We start from the raw sequence: 21271 nt of genomic DNA, 5'->3' as shown, positions 1-21271 counted from the left end.
TACACAAGACGACGATGGTTTCCATGAGCGTCCCTACAGGCTTCGGCTCAACTTTCCACGGCCCTGGCGACCGTCACCACCGCCACCTCGCTGGCGCCGGCTGCCTTGAGCACATGGGCACACTCCTTTACGGTGCTGCCGGTGGTGTAGACATCGTCCACCAGCAACACGCGCCGCCCCTTTACGACACCGGCGTCCCTGACGTCGAAGGCCCCTTTGACATTGTCGCGCCGTTGCGCCGCGGTCAGGGTGATCTGAGGTTCGGTCCACCGGATGCGCCGCATGGCGCCGCGCTCCAAGGGGACGCCCCATTCCCGTGACCAGATTTCGCCCAGCAACACGGCCTGGTTGAAACCGCGCTCCCTGAGCCGCCGGACATGCAGCGGCACCGGCACGATCAGCTCCGGGGCGCATGCGGCGACGAAATCCCGCAGAGGGGCGGCCGTCAGCAGGGCAAGGGGGCGGCGCAGATGGGTTTTATAGCGATATTTGTAGGCGTGGATCAGTTCGCGGCACTCCCCCTCGTAGACCAGTGCCGCCCGGGCGGCTGCAAAATCGGGTTGTGCCTGCCGGCACGCGCCGCACACATGGTCACCCCCCACCCCCAGGAAGGGGATGCCGCACACCGGGCAGAGCGGATGGGCCACGGCGGGCATCCGTTCCCGGCACGCCGGACAGATGTGCAGGGGGCCGGCATCGGGGATGAACGCCCGGCAGATATGGCAAAGCGGGGGGAACAGGACATCCAGGAAGGTTGCGAAAAAATTGTTCACGGCCGGTCACCGTTGAGCGCCCGCCCCAGCGCAAAAAAGCGGGGCGAGCCATTCGCCTAGTAGCGCATCAATACCCGATAGCTCAACTTCGTTTCGCCATCCGCCGGTACCGGTATTTTGTACTCCAGGGTCCCGGAATTGGCCTTGACGTAGTCATGGGTGGAATTCAGCACCTGCCAGTCGCCCGGGACCGGTTCCGTCACCCGCACCACGACGACCTCTTTCTTGTGGTTGCGGATGGAGATCTCATAGGCAGCCTCGTAGCTGTCCTTGGCGCGCTTCTTCCAGTCGGTCTGCTTCTTGTCGGCCACCACGTCGAAGGCATCCCCCAGTTTGATGCGCACCTTCTCGTCCCGGGGGGTGTGGTCGATGGCATCCTCGCCCACGAACTGGAGCGACTTGTCGCCGTCCCTTTTGTAGACCCGCACGGTCCCCTTGGGCAACGGCATCCCCAGGCGGTTCTTCTCCCGGTTCTCCAGTTCGATATAGACGCCGATCTTCTGTTTTTTGGCGATATCGCCGCTGTAGGCACCCTGATAGTAATAGGAAGCCCCGGCAAGGAGCAACTCCTTGCGCACCGGTATGTCGGCTACGGTAAACAGGCTGATCTGCTTGGACTGGTTGTCCTTTATGGAGGAGGGGCGCTGGAGCGTGTACATGTGGTACTCCAGCAGCCCCTCCTCCCTGAACTGGGGTGCCGGGGCGGCAGCCCCCATCAGCATGGTCTTGGCGGCATAGCGCGGCTGCACCTCGTCGCGAACCCGGTTCACATCCCCGGCCACCAGTTTGACGGCGGCATTGCGATAGGTTGCCCCACTGTTGTTGGTGATGGTGACCCACCCCCCCAGATCGGCCTTGTCGTCCCGTTCGTTGAGGGTCATGACGTAGTCGGCGCGCCAGGTGATGCCGCCGGTCAGGTAGGCGGCCTCCACCGTATGCGCCTTCTCACGGCTGTTTTCCAGGAGCCACACCAGGGTCGGGCTGGCGATCAGGCTGTCCGGCACCTGGGGGAAGATCACCCGCCCCGGATGGCCGTAGGTGATCTCGTTGCCGATCCTGAATACCGGGCCGTTGTTGTTGGCCAGGAGTGTGGCGGTCACCACCTCTTCCCGCTCGCTGTAGGGATTCTTCTGGTAGAGCTTGACCTCTTTGCCCACATACTTGTCCATCAGCTTCTGCGGGCTTAATAGGTCATACTCGTAGTTCTGTTCCAGGACATTCAGGCTGGCCGCATCCGAGAGGGAGCGGATATGGACGCTGGCCGGCATGATGGCCGTGGCCACATCCATGAAACGCAGTTCGCTGCTGCCCTTGGGCAGGTGCAGCACGCGCTGGTCCTTGATCAGGCCGAGGCTGGAATTATAGATGGTCACCGCCACGCCGGTCTGTTCGGCAATGGTCGAGGTGGTCACCGCCGCTTCGCCGCCGGCGCCCCACACCCGAAGGGCCATTACAAAAAGCAGTGCCATTGCCGCCATCATCGTGCGAATCCAGTGAACCCTCATGCCCCCTCCTCGCCCTTTGGGCCGTTGCGCTACGCAACGTACCGATGCAAAGCCTATTTCAGCACCTTCACGGACTTGATCACCACCTGCTGTTCGGGCACATCCCCCATGCCGTGGTGGAATCCGGTCCTGACCGCCTTTATCTTATCCACCACATCCATCCCCGCAATGACCTTGCCGAAGACGGCATAGCCGTAGCCGTCCGGGTTGGGGCGATTCAGCATATCATTGTTCACCACATTGATGAAGAATTGCGCAGTGGCGCTGTCCGGCATGCCGGTGCGAGCCATGGCGATGGTGCCCCGGTCGTTCTTCAGGCCATTGGTCGCCTCGTTCCTGATGGGACTGACGGTCGGTTTCTGGACGAAGTCGGTGGTAAAGCCGCCCCCCTGGATCATGAAACCGTTGATGACGCGGTGGAAGATCGTACCGCTATAGAACCCCTTGTTGACATACCCGAGGAAATTCTTGACGCTAATGGGCGCCTCCTTTTCGAACAGTTCCAGCTTGATGGTGCCCTGGCTGGTCTCCATCTGGACGACCGGATTCTTTGCCGTGCCGGCGGCACAGGCGATACCGGCGAACATGAAAACAGCTATAAGGGCCATTACTGATTTTCTCAACATTGTGGTTCTCCTTCGCGTACTAGATTAAAGATGGTTTGCGAGATAATGCCGGCATGCTCAGCACGATCCCTTGAAGATATATATCCGGCACCTCGTTCCCTCAGGGCCGGTTCGGGCACGGCTTACCGTTGCAGCCGGGATTCATGGCCCTGCCGCACCCCATACCCATGGCGACGCACTCGCCGTCACGTTTTCCGCTCGCGGGAAGACCGCTCTGGACACGCAGAGCACTGATCCTGGCCTGGATCGCGGCGATATCGGCCTGCAAAGCCGCCACCTTAGCGGCATCCGGGACGCCCTTCAAGTTTTCACGCTGCAGATCGAAACGCCTGTTCATCATCTCCTGGCGCAAGTCCAGGGTGTCCTGCTGAAATTTTCTGAACTGCTCAGACTGGCCGGCGTTCTGGGCGCACTTAGCGCAGCCGCCGGACATGCCGCCCATGGGGTCGCCGGCGAGAGCCATACTCCCGATGGCTAGAGCCAACACCAGGACCGTCAGAGTTGAAACACATGCTTTCATAAACCTACCTCCTGAAAATTGTTATCGTCTATTATGTGCAACATTCTTTGGCAAACAGGAAATCATTCGAAAGTGGACCGCTACCCCAACGAACGCACCAGATCGGCCAGACACTGGATAAAGGCGGGCGAGCTATTGAGGGACTCGCTGCGCCGAAAGTTCGCAATGCCCAGTTTCTGGGCCTCCTCCCGGTACTGGATATCGATTTCGTAGAGGGTCTCGATATGGTCGGAGACAAACGAAAGCGGCACCATCAACAGATCCTTGCAGCCAGCCTTCGCCAGTTCGCCGATCATGCTCTCGGTGGAGGGCTCCAGCCACTTGACCGGGCCGGCCCGCGACTGGAAGGCAAGATGATGCCGGATGCCGCCGAAATGCTCCATCACCAGCCGCACCGTGGCCTGGATGTGATCGAGGTAGGGATCGCCGGAATCGATGAACGACCGGGGCAGGCCGTGGGCCGAGAAAACTAGTTGCACGGCGCTTCGGTCGGAAAATTCGGCCAGCCCCTGTTCGACCTTCTCCACCAGAGCCCCGATATAACCGGGATGATCGTAGAACTGGCGGACATAGCTCAGATCGAAGCGCACCTTTGCCTGGGCCAGCACCCGCTCCAACTCGTTGAGACTGGAACCGGTGGTGGCCCGGGAGTAGTGGGGGTAGAGCGATAGCGCCACGATCCGGCTGATGCCTTCCCGCTTGATGGCCGCCAGGGCGGAGGTAGTGTCCGGTTTCCAGTAGCGCATGGCCACGAAGCAGCGGTACCCCTCCCCCAGGACCTTCTCCAACTCAGCGCCCTGCTGCTCGGTCAACTCACGCAGGGGCGACTTCCCCCCCATCCGCCGGTAATACTCGACTACCGTCTTGGCGCGCCGGCGGGAGATGATCCGCGCAATCACCGGCTGCAGGAAGGCCGGGCCGATACGGATGATGTCCCGGTCCGAAAACAGGTTGCAGAGGAACGGTTCAACGGCATCCAGGGAATCCGGGCCGCCCATCTGGAGCAGCAATACGGCGGTTTTTTCAGACAATTTGTACCCCCTCCATCTCTGCACACAAAGAACATCGACAACAAATTGCTTCTCATCCGGAGTTTCCGGATGGAAATTATTTTTCGAGTAGGCTGTTGAAAAACTCAGGTTGTTCAAAAATAGTCAGATCGTTGCACCCGCGAGACAAACCCTGCGGAGGCGTGAGCCTTGCTACGCCGCACAATTTCACTCGTGAAATTGGACCGCGAAGGCGCCCGAAGGGTGAGGCCAAAGGCCTCAGTCACAAAAGGGGCTTCGAGGACGAAGGCCTGATGGCTGTTTTTCAACAACCTCCTAGGCGCGGATCATCACCAACAGCATCTTGAATGGCTTGACCGCCTTGAGTGCATGGGGCTTGTTGGCCGGCATGATGATCATCTGGCCGGCCCCTACCGTCTGGGGGCTCCCCTCGATGGTCACCTCGGCCTCGCCGTCCACCACCTGCACAAAGGCGTCGTAGGGGGCGGTATGTTCGGAAAGCCCCTGCCCCGCATCGAAGGAAAACAGCGTCACCGTTCCGATTGTCTTGTCGATCAATGTCTTGCTGACCACCGAGCCGTCCTGATAGGCAACCAGGTCGCTCATGGTCAGGGCTTTTCCGATCAGGTCCATGTTCTCCCCCTCTTTCAGCCAATAGAGTCTGCCAGCGGCGCCATAATATGATGTAAACGCCCCCCAGGCAATAGTTTAAACGCAAAAGGCCGGAGACATGGTGTCTCCGGCCTTTTCCTTTTTTCATACCAGTAGCAGGAACGTCGATTTTTCGTCAGATCAAGGCGCCGAGGAAGAGCGAGGAGGCGTAGCAGCGCTACGCCGCACGAGTGACTGACGAAGGCAACGCCGAGCTGGCGTAAAAGCGGCGTTACCCGATTTAGTACATGCCGCCCATGCCGCCCATGCCGCCCATCCCGCCGCCCGGCATAGCAGGCAGTGCGGATTCGTCCTTCGGCTTCTCGGCGATCAGAGCCTCGGTGGTCAGCATCAGACCAGCGATGGAAGAGGCATTCTGCAGGGCCGAACGGGAGACCTTGGTCGGGTCGATGATCCCGGTCTTGATCATGTCAACGTACTCGTCGGAGGAGGCGTCGTAGCCGAAAGCATCCTTGCCGTTTTTGACCTTGTCCACCACGATGGAGGCGTCGATGCCGGCATTGTCGGCGATCTGGCGGATCGGAGCTTCCAGGGAGGCCCTGACCACGTTGACGCCGAACTGCTGCTCGGCTGTCAGCTTGAGGCCGTCCAGCACCTTGAGAGCGCGGATGTAAGCCACGCCGCCGCCAGGGACGATGCCCTCGTCAACGGCTGCGCGAGTAGCGTGCAGGGCGTCTTCCACGCGGGCCTTTTTCTCTTTCATCTCGACTTCCGTAGCGGCACCGACCTTGATGACGGCAACGCCGCCCACCAACTTGGCCAGGCGCTCCTGAAGCTTCTCGCGGTCGTAATCGCTGGTGGTTTCCTCGATCTGGGCGCGGATCATCTTGACGCGGCCCTGGATGGCTTCTTCCTTGCCGTCGCCATCGATGATGGTGGTGTTGTCCTTATCGATGGTGATGCGTTTGGCGCGGCCCAGCATCTCGATGGTGGTCTGGTCGAGTTTGAAACCGACCTCTTCGGAGATCACCTGACCGCCGGTCAGGATGGCCAAGTCTTCCAACATGGCCTTGCGGCGGTCGCCGAAACCGGGAGCCTTGACGGCAGCGACGTTCAGCACGCCGCGCAGTTTGTTGACCACCAGGGTTGCCAGCGCTTCGCCTTCGATGTCCTCGGCGATGATCAGCAGCGGGCGACCGGTTTTGGCGGTCTGCTCAAGAACCGGGAGCAGGTCCTTCATGTTGGAGATCTTCTTGTCGTGGATCAGGATCACGGCATTCTCAAGGGTTGCTTCCATGCGCTCCGGATCGGTAACGAAGTAGGGGGAGAGATAACCGCGGTCGAACTGCATCCCTTCCACGGTCTCCAGGCTGGTTTCCATGGCCTTGGCTTCTTCGACGGTGATGACGCCTTCCTTGCCGACCTTCTCCATGGCCTCGGCAATGATGTCGCCGATAGTCTTGTCGTTGTTGGCGGAGATGGTGCCGACCTGGGCGATCTCCTTGTGGTCCTTGATCGGTTTGGAGATTTTTTTCAGCTCATCCACGATGGTCTCCACGGCCTTGTCGATGCCGCGCTTGATCTCCATCGGGTTGTGGCCGGCAGCCACCAGCTTGGAGCCCTGACGGTAGATGGCCTGGGCCAGAACCGTGGCGGTGGTGGTGCCGTCACCGGCGACATCGGAGGTCTTGGAAGCGACTTCCTTCACCAACTGGGCGCCCATGTTTTCGAATTTGTCTTCCAGTTCGATTTCCTTGGCAACCGTCACGCCGTCCTTGGTGATCAGCGGTGCGCCGAAGGATTTGTCGATAACGACGTTACGACCCTTGGGGCCGAGAGTAACCTTAACGGCATCTGCCAGGGTGTTGACACCCTTCAGAATGGCGTTGCGACCGTCCTGGTCGAACTTGATGATCTTTGCAGCCATGTTTTATTCCTCCATGTATGAAATTTTTATGGTGTGATCTTATTGCGGCACAGCAAAAGGCTCCAGATGCAAGGCGCGCGCGGAGCGGGGCGCGAGGCGTACCGGAGGTACGTTGAGTGTCCCGCGACGAACGCAACGCCGCAGATGGACCTTTGGCGAAGCCGCTCTATTCTACGATGGCCAGGATATCTTCTTCCCGCATAATCAGGAACTCTTCACCGTCCACCTTGATCTCGGTGCCCGAATATTTGCCAAACAGGACTTTGTCCCCTACCTTCACGTCCAGCGGCAGCACCTTGCCGTCTTCGGTCTTCTTACCGTTGCCGGCAGCCACGATCTCGCCACGCTGCGGTTTTTCCTTAGCGGTTTCAGGGATGAAGAGCCCCCCAGCCGTCCTGGTTTCTTCTTCGACCCTCTTGACGAGGATGCGGTCCTGAAGTGGTCTCAAACTCATGTGTCCTTCTCCTTTCTATTACCGTTGGTGGTGTAAAATCATAGACAAGATTAGCACTCGCAACGACCGAGTGCTAACGTAGGGGAATATAATCAACAGGGGGGTAAAAATCAAGGGGTGTGATAATTTTTTTCCCAACAGACCGTTATGCTTGCCGAAAAGGACTCATCGTCCGTCTGCCAGTGCCGTTCCAACGGCAGCCAGGGAAAAGCGGCCAATGACCGCCTCTCACAATCGACCAAGCTTAGGAACGGGCATCCGCCCCCCCACCCCGGCGTGGCAGGCATCGGCGTTTGACGTAGCTAATGACCTGCAGCGCAGGACATACCCCTTTCATACCTGGTTCCACCTGATCCTCTGCCCGCCGGCCTTTTCACGAGCTATCGAGACAAATGTACGTTTTCTTATTTTACAGTACTACCTGGTGCATGCAAATTAAATATGCAAATGAATACGGGCAACTATCGGTGAAACCGCAACAAGGGCGTTGCGCTCTTTACTTTCCGTTTTGACAATTGGTGTGCCGTCTGGTACAAAATCCGCAACTGTTTACCAACCGGTCTGGTGCCGCGCTCTTGATCAGCGCGGTTAAAAGGGAAGAGGGTGCAACTCCCTCGCTGTCCCGCAACTGTAAGGGGGGACCGATGCCGCAGCACGCCACTGGGGAAACCTGGGAAGGCGCGGCAGAGGAATGATCCCCAAGCCAGGAAACCTGCCATACCGATGCTTTTGGGACCTCCGTGGAACGAGGGGCCGGAGCCGGATAGCGTCTTCATCCAGGTATTTTCGAGCCCCTGCCCACGAGTTCATTCGGCAGGGGCTTTTTTCGTCAAGAGTTTGTTCGCAAATAACTGCCGCGAGGACCGCGCCCGGATTTGCGGCAGATTTGACTTGGCCGATTGAGTAAAACCGTAGGAGCAGCAGGGCTACGTCGAGGATTTTGCGATGGAGGCCGGGACGAAGGTGCCGTGAAGATGGGATGCGGGACCGCAAAGTTGTTTACGAACAAGCTCTAAGGAGGAACGCATGGCCAAAACTATCTTCATTACCGGCGGGGCGCGAAGCGGCAAGAGCCGTTTCGCCGAGGAACTGGCCCAACAATTCGGCGCGCCGCTCTGCTACCTGGCAACGGCCCAGGCGCTGGACGACGAGATGACGGAACGGGTCAAAAGACACCGTCTGCGCCGGGGCGATGCCTGGCAGACCATCGAGGAGCCCCTGCATCTGTCCCATGCCCTGGCCCGTTGCGACGGCACCGGCAAGGCGGTTTTAGTGGACTGCATAACCCTGTGGCTCTCCAACCTGCTCTTTCACTACGAAGAGCGGGACGAAGACGCCGAGGCGTGCATCATGGAGGATGTGCGCCGCCTGACGGCCACCCTGCGGGAGATGCGGACCCCGGTCATTGTGGTGTCCAACGAGGTGGGCCAGGGGATCGTGCCGGAAAACCGCCTGGCGCGCCGTTTCCGCGACATCGCCGGCCAAACCAACCAACTCCTGGCGGCCATGGCGGACGAGGTGTATGTGGCCATCAGCGGGATACCGCTTAAATTGAAATAAATCAGACATTTAGAGAATAAAACTCACGAAAAGGAGATTATCAATGAATATCGTAGAGACCACGCTGGAACGCATCAAGCCGGTCAACGCCGAGCTGCTGCAACAGGCCCAGGCCAAGCTGGACAACAAGACCAAACCCCTGGGCTCCCTGGGCAGGCTGGAGGAATTCGGGCGCCGTGTCGCCGCCATCAGCGGCACCATGAATCCCGACACCACCAAGAAGGTCATCTTCACCTTTGCCGGCGACCATGGCGTGACCGACGAGGGGGTTTCGGCCTTCCCCAAAGAGGTCACGCCCCAGATGGCCTTCAACATGCTGGCCGGCGGCGCCGGGGTCAACGTGCTTGCCCGCCATGCCGGGGTCGAGGTACGGCTGGTGGATGTGGGGATGGACTATGACTTCAACGGGGCCCTTGGCCTGATCGACCGCAAGGTGGCCCGCGGCACCAAAAACTTCGCCAAGGGACCGGCCATGACCCGCGACCAGGCCCTGGCAGCCCTGAAGGTCGGCATCGACCAGGCCGACCAGTGCAAGGCGGAAGGGGTGGCCATGGCGGGAACGGGGGAATTGGGCATCGGCAATACGACCCCCTCCTCGGCCATCATCGCCGCCATCTCCGGCATGCCGGTCAAGGACCTGACCCACCGGGGCACCGGCATCAACGACGCCGCTCTGGCGAACAAGATCCGCGCCATCGAACAGGGGCTGGCCCTCAACCGCCCCGACCCAAAGGACCCTCTGGACGTACTGACCAAGGTGGGGGGACTTGAGATCGCCGCCATTGCCGGCTTGGTGCTGGGATGCGCGGCCAACGGCATCCCAGTTGTGGTGGACGGCTTTATCTCCACCGCAGGGGCATTGATCGCCTCGGAAATGCACCCTAATGTGCGCGACTATATCTTTGCCGCCCATGCGTCGGTGGAAATCGGCCACCGTTTCATGCTGGAACGGATCGGCGCCACGCCGATCCTGGACCTGAACATGCGCCTGGGAGAAGGCACCGGCGCCGCCCTGGCCATGGGCCTGATCGAGGCTGGGGTGAAGGTGTTGAAAGAGATGGCCACCTTCGAGCAGGCTGGGGTTGCGGAACAGCTATAAATCTGAACCCGTGGCGCCGGAATGCCACAGCGTCCGGAAAAGCCTGGGCCCGCACGCCGCCATGTCGTAACAGCCCACTCAGTCGGCTGCTACTCCGCCTGATGGCCGCAGCCCCTTCAAGCGCAAAGGCAGAGGCTTTCCGGACCAACGGAGGCGTGGAGGCGCCACGGATTCAGGATAAATCGAAAAAGAATGGACCATACATTTATGAAAACTCAGATAGAAGCAGCCCGCGAAGGCATCATCACCCCCCAGATGGCGGCAGTGGCGGCAGACGAGGCGCTGTCGGCGGAGTTCGTGCGCAACACGGTGGCCGAGGGGCGGATCGTCATCCCCTGGAACCATGGCCGCAAGCCCAAGGCAACCGGTATCGGCTTTGGCCTGCGCACCAAGGTCAACGCCTCCATCGGCACCTCCTCGGACATCATCGACTACGAGGCCGAGGTGGCCAAGGCGCGTGCCGCCCTGGAAAGCGGGGCCGATACCCTGATGGAACTCTCCGTAGGTGGCGACCTGGACCGGGTACGGCGCGAGGTGATCGCCTGCGTGGACCTGCCGGTAGGCAACGTACCGCTTTATCAGGCCTTCTGCGAGGCGGCCCGCAAATACGGCGATCCGAACCGGCTCGACCCCGAAGAGCTTTTCGACCTGATCGAGCGGCAATGCGCCGACGGCATGGCCTTCATGGCGGTGCACTGCGGCATCAACCTCTCCACCATCGAACGCCTCAGAAAACAGGGATACCGTTACGGCGGCCTGGTTTCCAAGGGGGGAGTCTCCATGGTGGCCTGGATGCTGGCCAACAAGCGGGAAAACCCGCTCTACGAGCAGTTCGACCGGGTGGTGGCGATCCTGAAGAAATACGACACCGTACTCTCCCTGGGGAACGGCCTCAGGGCCGGGGCCATCCATGACTCCAGCGACCGGGCCCAGATCCAGGAACTGGTCATCAACTGCGAACTGGCCGAACTGGGGCGAGACATGGGGTGCCAGATGCTGGTGGAGGGGCCGGGGCATGTCCCCCTGGACGAGATCGAGGGGAACATCAAGCTGCAAAAGCGCATGAGCGGCGGTGCGCCCTACTACATGCTGGGGCCGATCACCACCGACGTGGCACCCGGCTTCGACCACATCACCTCGGCCATCGGCGCGGCCCAGTCGGCCCGCTTCGGCGCCGACCTGATCTGCTACATCACCCCGGCCGAGCACCTGGCCCTGCCCAACGAAGATGACGTGCGCCAGGGGGTCAAGGCCGCCAAGATCGCCGCCTATATCGGGGACATGAACAAATACCCGGAGCGGATGCGGGAACGGGACAAGGAGATGTCCAAGGCCCGCCGCGACCTGGACTGGGAAAAACAGTTCCAACTGGCGCTCTATCCCGAGGACGCCCGAGCCATCCGCGCCAGCAGGATACCCGAGGACAGCGCCACCTGCACCATGTGCGGCAACTTCTGTGCCTCCCGGGGCGCAGGAAAGCTCTTTGCAGATGACCTGAAACAGGATAAGATCTGACGATCACATCGGCAGGGAAAGAGACACCGTGTACAGTTCCATCACATCGCTATCGTTACGGCTCCGGCCGGGGGATGACATTCGCAACTCCTTATCCCGCCTGCTCCTGGACCGGGAACTGCCGGCAGCCTGCGTGCTCAGCTGCGCCGGCTGCCTGAGCCGGGCAGCCCTGCGGCTGGCCGGCAACGGTGGCGGCACCATCATCGAGGGGCCGCTGGAGATCGTCTCCCTCTCCGGCACCCTCTCCCCCCAGGGGCCGCACCTGCACATAGCCTTTGCCGACAGCATCGGCCGCGTGCTGGGCGGGCACCTGCTGGACGGCTGCATCGTCCTGACAACGGCAGAGATCGTTCTGGCGATCCTGCCCGACGTGCGCTTCTCACGCCGCCACGACACCGCCACCGGCTATGCGGAACTGGTCATCACCTCTCCTGTCGAAGTAACGCCATGAAACCCTACCTTGTCGCCTTTCAGTTCCTGACCATCATACCACTCCCTTTCAAGGTGCATTGCGAGGCCCGGGACCTGGGGCGTTCCACGGCGGTCTTCCCCCTGGTGGGGCTGACCATCGGCGCCCTGCTGGCCGGGCTCAACTGGCTGATCACCCCTTGGCTGGCCCGGCCGCTGGCCGACGCGCTGCTGGTTACCGCCCTGGCCGCCGTGACCGGCGCCCTGCACCTGGACGGCCTGGCCGACGTCTGCGACGGTATCGCGGCCCGGGGCGGCAGGGAACGCTTCCTGGAGGTCATGAAGGATTCCCGGGTCGGCGCAGTCGGCGTCGTCGGCATCGTCCTCGACCTGCTCCTGAAATGGCAGGCCCTGCTGGCGGTGCCGGCCGGCATCAAGATGCAGGCCCTGCTATTCTTTCCGGCCCTGGCCCGCTGCGCCCAGGTACTCGCCATGACCGGCGCCCGCCATGCCCGCAAGGAGGGGCTGGGCGCGGTCTTTATCCAGGGTACCGGCAATGCGCGGCTGATTGCTGCCCTGGCCCTCACCCTGGCAGCGGCATTTGTCCTGCCGCCCCTTACCGGTCTCTCCGCCTACGTCGCCGTCATCCTGTTGACCGTGGCGCTGCGCTGCTACTTCCAGCGCCGGCTGGACGGCCTGACCGGCGACGTGCTGGGCTGCATCAGCGAACTGGCCGAAATTGCGGCCCTGATGGTCATCTCCATCAGGTTTTCCTGATCCCCCCGGACTACCTTTGAAAGGAACCATACAGACATGACCCCGGCAACCCGCATCTACCTCATTCGCCACGGCCAGGTGGAAGGGCACGACCAGCCCCGTTACAACGGCCAAACCGACGTGGGCTTGACCGATGTCGGCCTGGAGCAGTACCATGTTCTCAAGGAGCGCCTGGCCGGAAAACCGCTCTCGGCCTGCTACACCAGCGACCTGTCCCGCTGCGCCATCGGCGCGGATATCATCTGCGGCCAGTTCGGCATCGAACCGGTGAAGAGGCCGGAGTTACGGGAGCTGAACATCGGCGACTGGGAGGGCCTGACCTGGAAGGAGATCGCCCAGCGCTGGCCCATGGAATGGCAGGCGCGGCTGAACGACCTGGTCAACTACCGGGTGCCCCGGGGCGAGAACCTGCTGGATGTGGAGGCGCGGGTCATGCCGGTCATCGGGGAGATCGTGGAGCGCCACAAGGGGCAGGAGATACTGGTGGTGGGGCACGGCGGGGTCAACCGTATCGTGCTCTTGAGCGCTATCGGCGCCCCGTTCGCCGGGATGTTCAACATCGAGCAGAACTACGGCTGCCTGAACATCATCGATTACTATGTCGACGGCAGGGCCACGGTCAAGCTGCTGAACGGGTGAACGGCCGGGCAATAAGTCCGTCTGCGGCGTTACACACCCCCTTTATCACTGCGGCGTACCAAGGGGCACGCCTCATGCTTCAGGGGTCGCACGCCTTGCATCCGGAACTTTTGCCCAGCCGTTGCCGAAACATTTTTTGAGAAAGGAATTTCACCATGGCACCCCCCAAACGACCGGTCACGGTCAAGCTCCCCTCGGCAGCAGAAGCCGCAGCCCGCATCGAGGCCATGCGGCGGCAAACGGAGGGCAGCGCCAACTACCGGACAAAGTCCTTGAAGATCCACGGCCCGATCTGCGCCAAATGCGGCCGGGAATTCGACCAAGCCAACCTGCACCTGCTGACCGTCCACCACAAGGACGGCAACCACAACAACAACCCCGCCGACGGCAGCAACTGGGAAAACCTGTGCGCCCACTGCCACGAGGACGAGCACAGCCGGGATCTGCTGGGGGACTATCTCAGCAAATAGGTTGCCCCTGTTTGCTGAGCTACCCCCGGCCTGAATCCCCCCTGCCAGCGGTCCGCAAAAGGACCTCCTCCCCTAAAAATAGCCACTCGTAGCAAGACCCAGCAATACGCCCGCCACACTACAATTAAAAACATCCGACAGGCGTCTGCAACTTTTGTCGCTTATGGCAATTGATTCAATAGCTTGTTCGCAAGCCTACGGAACTATAACTATTACATTCTTTCGAATAAGGGACAGAACGGCATGAAGTCCCGTTCTCTATAATCTTTTGTTTTTTGGGTTTATTTTCTTTTGATGAAGTATAATTTGAGCCAAAGCACCATGATATTTACCGGCGGTTTCGAAACATGAGACTTCTTTGTTCTGCCATCTTTCTGCTTCTGGCACTGCCCCCCCCTGCAGTTGCCCTGGATCACACCCTGGCCGGGCAGGTTCTGGGAGAGATCAACCTGGCCCGCACCGCACCGCGCACCTATGCCGCCTTTCTGCGGGAGTTCCGCAACCGGTTCCGGGGCACCTATTTCCTGCTGCCGGGCAGCGACACCCGCATGCAGACCCGTGAAGGGGTCAAGGCTGTGGATGAGGCCATCCGATACCTCTCCCGCCAGAAGCCCCAGCCGCCCCTTACCTGGTCGGCGGGGCTGGCAGCGGCAGCGGCCGAACTGGCGGAGGAGCAGGGACGCTCCGGCGCCACGGGCCACACCGGCTTGGAGAGTCACGGCATGCGGGAGCGGGTCGACCGGCACGGGAAATGGAGCCGGCAGATCGCCGAGAATATCGGCTATGGCCCCACAGAGGCCCGGAACATGGTCATGCAATTGATCATCGACGACGGGGTGCCGGACCGGGGGCATCGCAAGAACACCTTCAGCGCGGTTCTCAGGACCGCCGGGGTCGCCTGCGGCCCTCATCCGAGCTTTGGAAGCATGTGCGTCATCGATTTTGCGGATACGTTCAGGGAATATGGAGAATAGACGGCAATCTATTCGCGTAGAGGAGAGGAAAAGTCGGATGCCCGGTGATCAGATGGAAGTTGGATCGGCCTGAGGAAGCCCGGCGCACAACTCCCGGCCATGAACAGCGCCATCGGCACCATCCTCACCGACCTGGCGGCCCAGACGCCCAAGATCCGCCTCCGCAGATTACCAGACGCAGTTCACCTTCTGTTACCTTGCCCACCCAATCATGCGGCGCGCATCATGGGGTGGGCAGGGTGGTGATGCCCCTTGGTGCCGTAGTGGGCGTGCCTGATCTTGACGGCATCCAGGGACAGGGGCCACAGCTTGTCGCAAAATTTCGTGATCGCGTTCCGAGCGAGGTCAAGCTCTTCGGTGTCAGATTCTCCCCGCGCCTTGAGTTCGCTGATCTCTACCGTCAGGGCATTCAATATCCGTTTCAGTATCTTTGCCCGCGTTTTTCTCATTTCGATTGTCATGGCTGAACTCCTCAACAGACATTCATTCATGGTTAGAGTATACTCCATTTGTATCTGGATAGAGCCCCCTGTTTAACGTTTTCCTGCGCCTATTGAATTATTGGGTCTTTTGTGGCTACAATGGTTCGCAGGATGCAAACGACTGTCAGAGCAGATTCAGGAGGTGAATAGTACAATGAAAATGGCAAAAATCATGTTTCTGTACCTGGCGTTCGTGCTGGCGTTCTACGTCGCAACGGCCTTTGGTGCCGGCAAGGAATCCATGGTTATCGACGTCAGGACCGAAGCGGAATGGAATACGGGGCATGTGGAAGGGGCGCGGCTGATCCCCCTGGAGCGGATCGGGAAAGATATCGGTACGGTGACAGGGGATAAAAGGACCAGAATCTATCTCTATTGCCGCACCGGCCGAAGAACCGCCCTTGCCTTCGATGTGCTGAAGAAGGCCGGCTATGAGGACATCATCAATCTGGGAACCGTGGAGAACGCGGCCAAGGAGTTGGGCAGACCGATTGTGAAGTAGCCGTCACGGGGAGAGCACTCCTCCGAGACACCTTCCGACAGAAACGTGGTGCCCGTTGCCGAACGAAAAATCCCCCTGCCGCAGGAACGGCAGGGGGATCGGGAAGCGCCTGCCGCGGAGAGCGGCAGGCTAGCGTATGCAACCTTCTTTACAATGCGATACGGGGCGAATCCTGAAACGTTCGGTAAACATGGCTGTTCCTCCTTTCTCTCGGATTTGGAATCAAGCCTGCAGGCTTAATTCCCAGCTCACCTCCGCCGGTGACCACTGGCCACCGCGAAGAGGGAAAGGCTCGTTGCGACACACCAAGGCATGGTGAATTTCCCCAAATTGTTACCTTTAACGTCACAATTTATGCCGAAAAGCATCACACACTCTTAACATCTGAAACGACTTCTTCAAGCGTAATGCTCTTCAGACTCTCCTCAACCGATAGCTGCGTCTTTTCCAAGACCCTCTCCAGGGCAGCCTTGATATTACAACTCACGGGACATGGTTTTTGGACGTCATAGCCATGGATTGAAAAGGCTTTCGGCGCATCCACCGCCTCGTAAATATCAAACAACGATATCTCACTCGCCTTTTTGGCCAGCGTACAAGCCCCCGCCTTGCCGGTGGTCGTATGCACCAGCCCCGCCTTGGATAATTTAGAAAGAACTCGCCGAACAAAACTGGGGCACGTATTAACGCTCCTCGCCAGGCTGCTGGAGGTCATGTCCGCCCCATCCTTGTAACCAAGCCCGGTCATGATATGCACCGCTATGGAGAATTGCGTGTTGTTCGACATATTGTTACTATATTAGTAACAGAATAAAAAAACAAGCATTATCTCGATAGCCTCTCCAAGGACGCAAGCGGGCCACTCCTCCCGCGCCATACGCGCAGCATCCCTTCCCCGACAGTGCCGCTAAAACAGAAACTCCCCGGGATTACCCGGGGAGTTCATAAACAAAAAGAGCGGCCTTCGGACCTTCCCTTGTATACGTGTATTTATCTCGTATATCAGGTACGTCGTCTTCGTGCATCTTCCATATTTGCGGTCACTTCCCAACCAACAAGACGACGGCGCTCTGTTCTGCCGAGCGGCTGCGATGCGTCGGGGTGCCGGGGGACGGCATCACCCCCCGTGGGAAATTTCTTCGAGATTGCCGGCAATGACCGTTGCCGTGGCAGCCTGCTCCTCGGATGCGGTGGCAATCTGGGAGATCACGTCCTTGATCTGGTCGATGGAAATGACGATCCCATTCAAGGATTCCTCCACATGCTTGGAAAGGCGCTCACTCCCTTCCGCCTCGTTCTTCCCCTTTTCGATGGACTCCACCGCCTCAGCGGCTCCGGTCTGAATCTCCGCGACCATGGCGCCGATCTTCTTGGTGGAAGCCATGGTACGATCCGCCAGGCGGCGGACCTCGTCGGCCACGACGGCGAACCCTCGGCCTTGTTCACCGGCGCGGGCCGCTTCGATGGCCGCGTTGAGGGCCAGCAGGTTGGTTTGCTCGGCTATTTCATTGATCACCGTGACAAACTCGCTGATCTTTTCCGATTTCGCCCCCAGGTCGCCGACGATGGCGGCCGAACTGCGGACGATCTCTGCCACCTTCTGCATCTCCCTGACCGCCTGGTTGACGATCTTCTGCCCATCGTAGGCATTTGCGGCGACGTTGGCGGCCGAATCCGAGGCATTGGTCGTGTTGCGGGCCACCTCGTTGACGGTCATGCTCATCTCTTCCATGGCCGTGGCGATCTGCTCGACCCTGGTCTCCAGGTAGTTCTTGCGCTCGATCTCCCTGCGCTGATGTTCCACCACCGCCTTCTCGGCCGTGATGTCGCTCCAGCAGGCCATATAACACAAAACCTTGGAGGAATCCTGGCTATCCCAAACAGGGTAGGCCGTCGTCCGCAGGGTGACGCTGCCGATGGGTATCTCGGCGGTGTGGGGCAAATCCGTCCGGGGATTGCCGAACAAGCGGCGGATGCGGGACGGGTCCTTGTGGTACTGATGGATGGAATTGCCGAAGGCATTGCCCGCATCGGCCCCGCCCAACCCGGCGTTGAGTTCACTGCGGTGCCGGCTGAGCAATTCCTTTGCCCTCCTGTTCATGTAGAAGATCTTGTTATCGGTCGTCGTGTCACAGAGCATGACGATGTTGTCCACATTGTCCATCATCTGTTCCAGCTTGGAGATTTCCGCGTCCTTTGCTTCAATCTCCCGTTTGTTCGTACCTCCGAATATGCCCATGATTGCTGCTCCTTGTGGAAAATGTTTCCTCGTATTGAAATCGGTAAAACCAATAAAAGCCATCTTATTTATAGCTACTTCTTATTTGGCCAGTAGTTTCCGCCCACCAGGGTGGCGGTGATGCTGCCGATCTTGACCTTGGATTTCATCAGTACCGGTATGCGGCGGTCATCGTCCGTCAGCCAGATGTACATATCCCCGGTGCGGGCAAAGATTCCCTCCGACTTGAGCAGCGGCTTGATCACCACCGTCTTGAACCTCCCCAGGGGGGTCTCGATCACTTCCCGGCGCAGAACCCGCACTTCCGTGTTCCAAAGCTTTTTGCAATCGAATATATCGATATAGTAGGACGTGCCCACCTGGAGCGGGATGGAACGAAAATAGAAAAAGCTGGACAGGGTGTCGTAGGTCCGCCTCGTGATGCTCTTGGTTGTTTCACTGTTCTTCAACAGGTCCTTGGTGCGGACCTCGAGCTTCCGGCGGTCGAAGACCGCATCCTTCTGGAAGCGGGTCCACCCCTCGCGGATACGTTCGCGATACAACCGGGGGACCCCGATATAGAGGGGCGGCGAACCAGAAATCAGCACCGATTCTATCCGGTCTTCCACCGGAAAAAAGACCCTCAGCCAATCGGCGGATTTGGCGGTGGATACGATATGCACCTCGCTGCCTTCGAGGGTTACCTCCTGCACCGCCCGGCCAGCCGGGATGCCGGTGTAGGAAATCTCGAACTCCAAGCGTTCCGGCATCGGAAAAGCCGATACAGAACGAGGCACGACCACCAGCCCTGCGCAGAGTGCCAGCATCACCATCAGGAAAACGACACTCGCCGGTTTATTCATTGCCCGACCCCACTTTCGTCTCCTGTCTCCCGTGCGTTCGGTTCGCCGCATCGGGACACACTATGCCTGTCCGCCGGTGGGAGTGCTCTCAAACGCATTGCGCAGCTTATGCAACTCCTCCATCTCTTTCAGCTTGTCCCCCAGCCAGGCGTGGAAGACACGGGCGTTTTCATAGCTCATCGCCACACCGGTATCGATAAAACGCACCATGCTGTTGTTCAGCCCCTCGGGCTCAACGGCGACTTCCCGGCCGATGGCGCCTTCGGGGGTAATCTCGTGGCTGATCGACTCGGGCAGGGGCTGGCGTTCCAGATAAAAGTGTATCACCATTTCGCCGCGGGGCGAGAAGCCCCCCTGGGCACCATTGACATAGGTTGGGTTGTATCCGTAGTTAAAGATATACTTGAAGGTGATCTCGGGTTTCTTGGCGTCCATCCATAATCTCCTTTTCATGTGATTTGTCACCTGATCGAACGGAAGCAATGCGTTCCTATGTCACTTACCACACCCGGCGGAGTCAGGAAAAGAAATTCTTGCAAAATTATTGGCCAGGACCTATAAAAGACCTACAACGTCTTGTTTCATAGGAGGAATTCCCTGAATGAGCAAAACGACACTCACACTTAGCCTCATATTCGCACTGATTCTGACCGTTTTACCATCGTTTGCCGCAGTGGTGCCCCCGACCGTCATTTTCGACCAGGGGCACGGTCAGCGTTTTACGACCGGCGACCCGGGGGAACTCCAACTCTCAAAGCTGGCCGACACCCTGCGGGCCTCCGGCGCTACCATCACGACGACCACAGCCCCCCTGAGCGACGAGCTCCTCAAGGGCGCAGCCGGGTTGGTCATATCCGGCGCTTTCAAACCGCTCCAGCCGGAGGAGGTCGAGGCGGTTGCCCGTTTTGTGCAGAACGGGGGGAGATTGGCCGTCATGCTGCACATAGCCCCTCCCCTGGGCAACCTGCTGGCCCGGCTGGGAATCGATTTTTCCAACTCGGTCCTGCATGAGCGCCAAAACGTCATCGATAGCGACCTCAACTTCCGCGTCACCGACCTTTCCCCAAATCCCCTCTTCTCGGGGGTCAGCAGCTTCTCGGCCTATGGCGTCTGGGCCATCAGGCCCGGCACGTCATCCAGCGCCATCGCCCGCACCTCGCCCGAGGCCTGGGTTGACCTGAACGGCGACAAGGTTCTGTCCAAGGGGGACGCCGTGGGCGCCTTCGCGGTCATCGTCATGGGGCCCCTGGGAAAAGGCGAGTTTACGGTATTCGGAGACGACGCCATCTTCCAGAACCGTTTTCTGGATGACAACAACCGGAAACTGGCAACCAATCTGGGAATATGGCTGACCAGACACTAACGGCCGGGGAGGGATGCTTTCACCCCTTCTCCGGCGACCGCATCCATTACCGTGTGGTCGGAAGCGGCCGCCACCACATCCTGTTCCTGCACGGCTTTGCCGCTTCGCTGCATACCTGGGATGACCTCGTCCCGTTTTTCCCGGCCGGCGAGTACACCCTCCATCTGTTGGACCTCAAGGGACACGGCGGGTCGCTGAAACAGTGCCGGGGCGATTATTCCACCCAGCACAACGCCCATATCGTCAGTGCGTATATCCGTTCCCGCGACTTGAGCGGCGTGAGTGTGGTGGGCCACTCCTTCGGCGGGTTGGTGGGGATGTCCGCAGCCCTGGACTGCCCGCAGATCTCCCGTCTGGTCCTGATCGATTCCCCCGGATTCCCCCAGGCGTTTCCCCGCTTCATGCGTATCCTGCGCATCCCGTTTCTCGGCCCCCTGTTCATGGCATTCCTGTCTCCACGCCGGCTCGCCCGCAAGGGGCTTGAATCGGTCTTTTACCGGCATGAACGGATTACGGAGCGGCTCGTCGAACGCTACGCCGCCGGGTACAGGGGGTTGGCGGCGGCCCGCGCCCTGGCGGAAACCGTACGGCAGATGATACCGGATGATGCGGAACAGATGACCCGTCGATATGCCGGTCTCGCCATTCCGGTCCAGATCCTGTGGGGAGAGCACGACCGGGTCGTCAAACCGTGGCAGGGGCACAAACTGCACCAGGAGATAGCCGGTTCCCGACTCACCACCATCGCCGACTGCGGCCATAACCCCCACGAGGAGCGACCCGAAAGGACTTTCAACCTGATCCGGGCGTTCCTGTCCGGCAAGACCGGTTGACAGGCCGGAACGGAACCGTTAAAAGAAGTCAATGTGTTTTTTTGGGGGAGGTGCCTCATGAAGAAGACCCTGTTCACAACAGCCATGACCGTTGTTTAAGTAGCGGGCAACAGCCGTTCGGTTTCCGGAAGAGGGGTGGTC

At 59.8% G+C, this 21271-nt stretch carries 25 protein-coding genes and 1 riboswitch; of the genes, 12 read left to right on the top strand and 13 right to left on the bottom strand.

The window, feature by feature from the left end:
* Nucleotides 1–47: 47 nt before the first annotated feature.
* The 8 genes from F6V25_RS06275 to groES form a co-directional block, all read right to left on the bottom strand.
* Nucleotides 48–773 carry a ComF family protein gene (locus tag F6V25_RS06275; protein ID WP_151127765.1) on the bottom strand — a complete coding sequence of 242 codons (726 nt, stop codon included), beginning with the start codon at nt 771–773 and terminating at the stop codon, nt 48–50.
* A gap of 56 nt (nt 774–829) precedes the next feature.
* A complete protein-coding gene (locus F6V25_RS06270) occupies nt 830–2278 on the bottom strand; it encodes a DUF4139 domain-containing protein (RefSeq protein WP_151127764.1) in 1449 nt (482 codons plus the stop codon).
* A 53-nt stretch (nt 2279–2331) separates the two neighbouring features.
* Nucleotides 2332–2904: a peptidylprolyl isomerase gene (locus tag F6V25_RS06265; RefSeq protein WP_151127763.1), complete on the bottom strand. Its 573-nt coding sequence runs from the start codon at nt 2902–2904 to the stop codon at nt 2332–2334.
* Between the two features lie 100 nt (nt 2905–3004).
* A complete protein-coding gene (locus F6V25_RS06260) occupies nt 3005–3424 on the bottom strand; it encodes a hypothetical protein (protein WP_151127762.1) in 420 nt (139 codons plus the stop codon).
* Nucleotides 3425–3504: 80 nt separating this feature from the next.
* Nucleotides 3505–4455, bottom strand: coding sequence for a ferrochelatase (gene hemH, locus F6V25_RS06255; RefSeq protein ID WP_151127761.1), 951 nt, complete (start codon nt 4453–4455; stop codon nt 3505–3507).
* A 294-nt stretch (nt 4456–4749) separates the two neighbouring features.
* Nucleotides 4750–5067, bottom strand: a complete 318-nt coding sequence (locus F6V25_RS06250; protein ID WP_151127760.1) for a cupin domain-containing protein — start codon at nt 5065–5067, stop codon at nt 4750–4752.
* Nucleotides 5068–5326: 259 nt separating this feature from the next.
* Nucleotides 5327–6973 carry a chaperonin GroEL gene (gene groL / locus F6V25_RS06245; protein WP_151127759.1) on the bottom strand — a complete coding sequence of 549 codons (1647 nt, stop codon included), beginning with the start codon at nt 6971–6973 and terminating at the stop codon, nt 5327–5329.
* 166 nt (nt 6974–7139) lie between these two features.
* Nucleotides 7140–7427: a co-chaperone GroES gene (groES, locus tag F6V25_RS06240; protein ID WP_149306724.1), complete on the bottom strand. Its 288-nt coding sequence runs from the start codon at nt 7425–7427 to the stop codon at nt 7140–7142.
* A 147-nt stretch (nt 7428–7574) separates the two neighbouring features.
* Between groES and F6V25_RS16950 the strand changes: the two genes are divergently transcribed.
* The 9 genes from F6V25_RS16950 (at nt 7575) to F6V25_RS06200 (ending at nt 14869) form a co-directional block, all read left to right on the top strand.
* The gene (locus F6V25_RS16950; protein ID WP_191966096.1) at nt 7575–7724 is read left to right on the top strand and encodes a hypothetical protein; all 150 of its coding nucleotides are present in this window, start codon (nt 7575–7577) and stop codon (nt 7722–7724) included.
* A 248-nt stretch (nt 7725–7972) separates the two neighbouring features.
* A riboswitch (cobalamin riboswitch) is annotated at nt 7973–8161 on the top strand.
* 292 nt (nt 8162–8453) lie between these two features.
* A complete protein-coding gene (gene cobU / locus F6V25_RS06235; protein WP_151127758.1) occupies nt 8454–8987 on the top strand; it encodes a bifunctional adenosylcobinamide kinase/adenosylcobinamide-phosphate guanylyltransferase in 534 nt (177 codons plus the stop codon).
* Nucleotides 8988–9030: 43 nt separating this feature from the next.
* On the top strand, nt 9031–10086 hold the full coding sequence (cobT, locus tag F6V25_RS06230) for a nicotinate-nucleotide--dimethylbenzimidazole phosphoribosyltransferase (protein ID WP_151127757.1): 1056 nt from the start codon (nt 9031–9033) through the stop codon (nt 10084–10086).
* A 207-nt stretch (nt 10087–10293) separates the two neighbouring features.
* The gene (gene thiC / locus F6V25_RS06225) at nt 10294–11601 is read left to right on the top strand and encodes a phosphomethylpyrimidine synthase ThiC (protein WP_151127756.1); all 1308 of its coding nucleotides are present in this window, start codon (nt 10294–10296) and stop codon (nt 11599–11601) included.
* A 28-nt stretch (nt 11602–11629) separates the two neighbouring features.
* The gene (locus F6V25_RS06220) at nt 11630–12052 is read left to right on the top strand and encodes a PPC domain-containing DNA-binding protein (RefSeq protein WP_218043530.1); all 423 of its coding nucleotides are present in this window, start codon (nt 11630–11632) and stop codon (nt 12050–12052) included.
* Complete coding sequence (gene cobS, locus F6V25_RS06215) at nt 12049–12786, top strand: adenosylcobinamide-GDP ribazoletransferase (protein WP_151127755.1); 738 nt, start codon at nt 12049–12051, stop codon at nt 12784–12786. Before F6V25_RS06220 ends, cobS begins: the two co-directional genes overlap by 4 nt.
* A gap of 36 nt (nt 12787–12822) precedes the next feature.
* Entirely contained in the window at nt 12823–13425 is a 603-nt protein-coding gene (gene cobC, locus F6V25_RS06210; protein WP_151127754.1) for an alpha-ribazole phosphatase, read from the top strand.
* A 155-nt stretch (nt 13426–13580) separates the two neighbouring features.
* The gene (locus tag F6V25_RS06205) at nt 13581–13895 is read left to right on the top strand and encodes a YajD family HNH nuclease (protein ID WP_151127753.1); all 315 of its coding nucleotides are present in this window, start codon (nt 13581–13583) and stop codon (nt 13893–13895) included.
* 347 nt (nt 13896–14242) lie between these two features.
* On the top strand, nt 14243–14869 hold the full coding sequence (locus F6V25_RS06200) for a CAP domain-containing protein (RefSeq protein WP_151127752.1): 627 nt from the start codon (nt 14243–14245) through the stop codon (nt 14867–14869).
* Between the two features lie 209 nt (nt 14870–15078).
* Here F6V25_RS06200 and F6V25_RS06195 read toward each other — a convergent pair whose 3' ends face one another.
* Complete coding sequence (locus F6V25_RS06195) at nt 15079–15330, bottom strand: hypothetical protein (protein ID WP_151127751.1); 252 nt, start codon at nt 15328–15330, stop codon at nt 15079–15081.
* A 175-nt stretch (nt 15331–15505) separates the two neighbouring features.
* Here F6V25_RS06195 and F6V25_RS06190 point away from each other — a divergent pair, with 175 nt between their 5' ends.
* Nucleotides 15506–15853 (top strand): rhodanese-like domain-containing protein, encoded by a 348-nt coding sequence (locus tag F6V25_RS06190; RefSeq protein WP_151127750.1) that lies wholly within the window; start codon nt 15506–15508, stop codon nt 15851–15853.
* 367 nt (nt 15854–16220) lie between these two features.
* Here F6V25_RS06190 and F6V25_RS06185 read toward each other — a convergent pair whose 3' ends face one another.
* From F6V25_RS06185 to F6V25_RS06170, 4 genes are all read right to left on the bottom strand, one after another.
* Nucleotides 16221–16640: an Rrf2 family transcriptional regulator gene (locus tag F6V25_RS06185; protein WP_151127749.1), complete on the bottom strand. Its 420-nt coding sequence runs from the start codon at nt 16638–16640 to the stop codon at nt 16221–16223.
* Nucleotides 16641–16970: 330 nt separating this feature from the next.
* Nucleotides 16971–18092 (bottom strand): methyl-accepting chemotaxis protein, encoded by a 1122-nt coding sequence (locus tag F6V25_RS06180; RefSeq protein WP_151127748.1) that lies wholly within the window; start codon nt 18090–18092, stop codon nt 16971–16973.
* Between the two features lie 74 nt (nt 18093–18166).
* Nucleotides 18167–18934 (bottom strand): DUF3108 domain-containing protein, encoded by a 768-nt coding sequence (locus tag F6V25_RS06175; RefSeq protein ID WP_191966094.1) that lies wholly within the window; start codon nt 18932–18934, stop codon nt 18167–18169.
* 60 nt (nt 18935–18994) lie between these two features.
* Entirely contained in the window at nt 18995–19369 is a 375-nt protein-coding gene (locus tag F6V25_RS06170) for a hypothetical protein (protein ID WP_151127746.1), read from the bottom strand.
* A 166-nt stretch (nt 19370–19535) separates the two neighbouring features.
* On the opposite strand from F6V25_RS06170, the gene F6V25_RS06165 reads away from it, so the two are divergent.
* Together F6V25_RS06165 and F6V25_RS06160 are read left to right on the top strand one after the other, a co-directional pair.
* On the top strand, nt 19536–20297 hold the full coding sequence (locus F6V25_RS06165; protein ID WP_151127745.1) for a DUF4350 domain-containing protein: 762 nt from the start codon (nt 19536–19538) through the stop codon (nt 20295–20297).
* Complete coding sequence (locus F6V25_RS06160) at nt 20279–21130, top strand: alpha/beta fold hydrolase (protein ID WP_151127744.1); 852 nt, start codon at nt 20279–20281, stop codon at nt 21128–21130. The genes F6V25_RS06165 and F6V25_RS06160 overlap by 19 nt, the downstream gene beginning before the upstream one ends.
* The last annotated feature ends 141 nt before the right edge of the window (nt 21131–21271 follow it).

It is taken from the genome of Oryzomonas japonica, from assembly GCF_008802365.1.
In the GTDB taxonomy this organism is placed as follows: domain Bacteria; phylum Desulfobacterota; class Desulfuromonadia; order Geobacterales; family Pseudopelobacteraceae; genus Oryzomonas; species Oryzomonas japonica.
This window is presented reverse-complemented; position numbering and strand designations above follow the sequence as displayed.

Coding starts and splice junctions, on each gene's coding strand:
- F6V25_RS06270 (WP_151127764.1), bottom strand. CDS start 2,278: ATGAGGGTTCACTGGATTCGCACGATGATGGCGGCAATGGCACTGCTT.
- F6V25_RS06265 (WP_151127763.1), bottom strand. CDS start 2,904: ATGTTGAGAAAATCAGTAATGGCCCTTATAGCTGTTTTCATGTTCGCC.
- F6V25_RS06260 (WP_151127762.1), bottom strand. CDS start 3,424: ATGAAAGCATGTGTTTCAACTCTGACGGTCCTGGTGTTGGCTCTAGCC.
- F6V25_RS06250 (WP_151127760.1), bottom strand. CDS start 5,067: ATGGACCTGATCGGAAAAGCCCTGACCATGAGCGACCTGGTTGCCTAT.
- groL (WP_151127759.1), bottom strand. CDS start 6,973: ATGGCTGCAAAGATCATCAAGTTCGACCAGGACGGTCGCAACGCCATT.
- groES (WP_149306724.1), bottom strand. CDS start 7,427: ATGAGTTTGAGACCACTTCAGGACCGCATCCTCGTCAAGAGGGTCGAA.
- F6V25_RS16950 (WP_191966096.1), top strand. CDS start 7,575: ATGCTTGCCGAAAAGGACTCATCGTCCGTCTGCCAGTGCCGTTCCAAC.
- cobU (WP_151127758.1), top strand. CDS start 8,454: ATGGCCAAAACTATCTTCATTACCGGCGGGGCGCGAAGCGGCAAGAGC.
- cobT (WP_151127757.1), top strand. CDS start 9,031: ATGAATATCGTAGAGACCACGCTGGAACGCATCAAGCCGGTCAACGCC.
- thiC (WP_151127756.1), top strand. CDS start 10,294: ATGAAAACTCAGATAGAAGCAGCCCGCGAAGGCATCATCACCCCCCAG.
- cobS (WP_151127755.1), top strand. CDS start 12,049: ATGAAACCCTACCTTGTCGCCTTTCAGTTCCTGACCATCATACCACTC.
- cobC (WP_151127754.1), top strand. CDS start 12,823: ATGACCCCGGCAACCCGCATCTACCTCATTCGCCACGGCCAGGTGGAA.
- F6V25_RS06205 (WP_151127753.1), top strand. CDS start 13,581: ATGGCACCCCCCAAACGACCGGTCACGGTCAAGCTCCCCTCGGCAGCA.
- F6V25_RS06200 (WP_151127752.1), top strand. CDS start 14,243: ATGAGACTTCTTTGTTCTGCCATCTTTCTGCTTCTGGCACTGCCCCCC.
- F6V25_RS06195 (WP_151127751.1), bottom strand. CDS start 15,330: ATGACAATCGAAATGAGAAAAACGCGGGCAAAGATACTGAAACGGATA.
- F6V25_RS06190 (WP_151127750.1), top strand. CDS start 15,506: ATGAAAATGGCAAAAATCATGTTTCTGTACCTGGCGTTCGTGCTGGCG.
- F6V25_RS06185 (WP_151127749.1), bottom strand. CDS start 16,640: ATGTCGAACAACACGCAATTCTCCATAGCGGTGCATATCATGACCGGG.
- F6V25_RS06180 (WP_151127748.1), bottom strand. CDS start 18,092: ATGGGCATATTCGGAGGTACGAACAAACGGGAGATTGAAGCAAAGGAC.
- F6V25_RS06175 (WP_191966094.1), bottom strand. CDS start 18,934: ATGAATAAACCGGCGAGTGTCGTTTTCCTGATGGTGATGCTGGCACTC.
- F6V25_RS06170 (WP_151127746.1), bottom strand. CDS start 19,369: ATGGACGCCAAGAAACCCGAGATCACCTTCAAGTATATCTTTAACTAC.
- F6V25_RS06165 (WP_151127745.1), top strand. CDS start 19,536: ATGAGCAAAACGACACTCACACTTAGCCTCATATTCGCACTGATTCTG.
- F6V25_RS06160 (WP_151127744.1), top strand. CDS start 20,279: ATGGCTGACCAGACACTAACGGCCGGGGAGGGATGCTTTCACCCCTTC.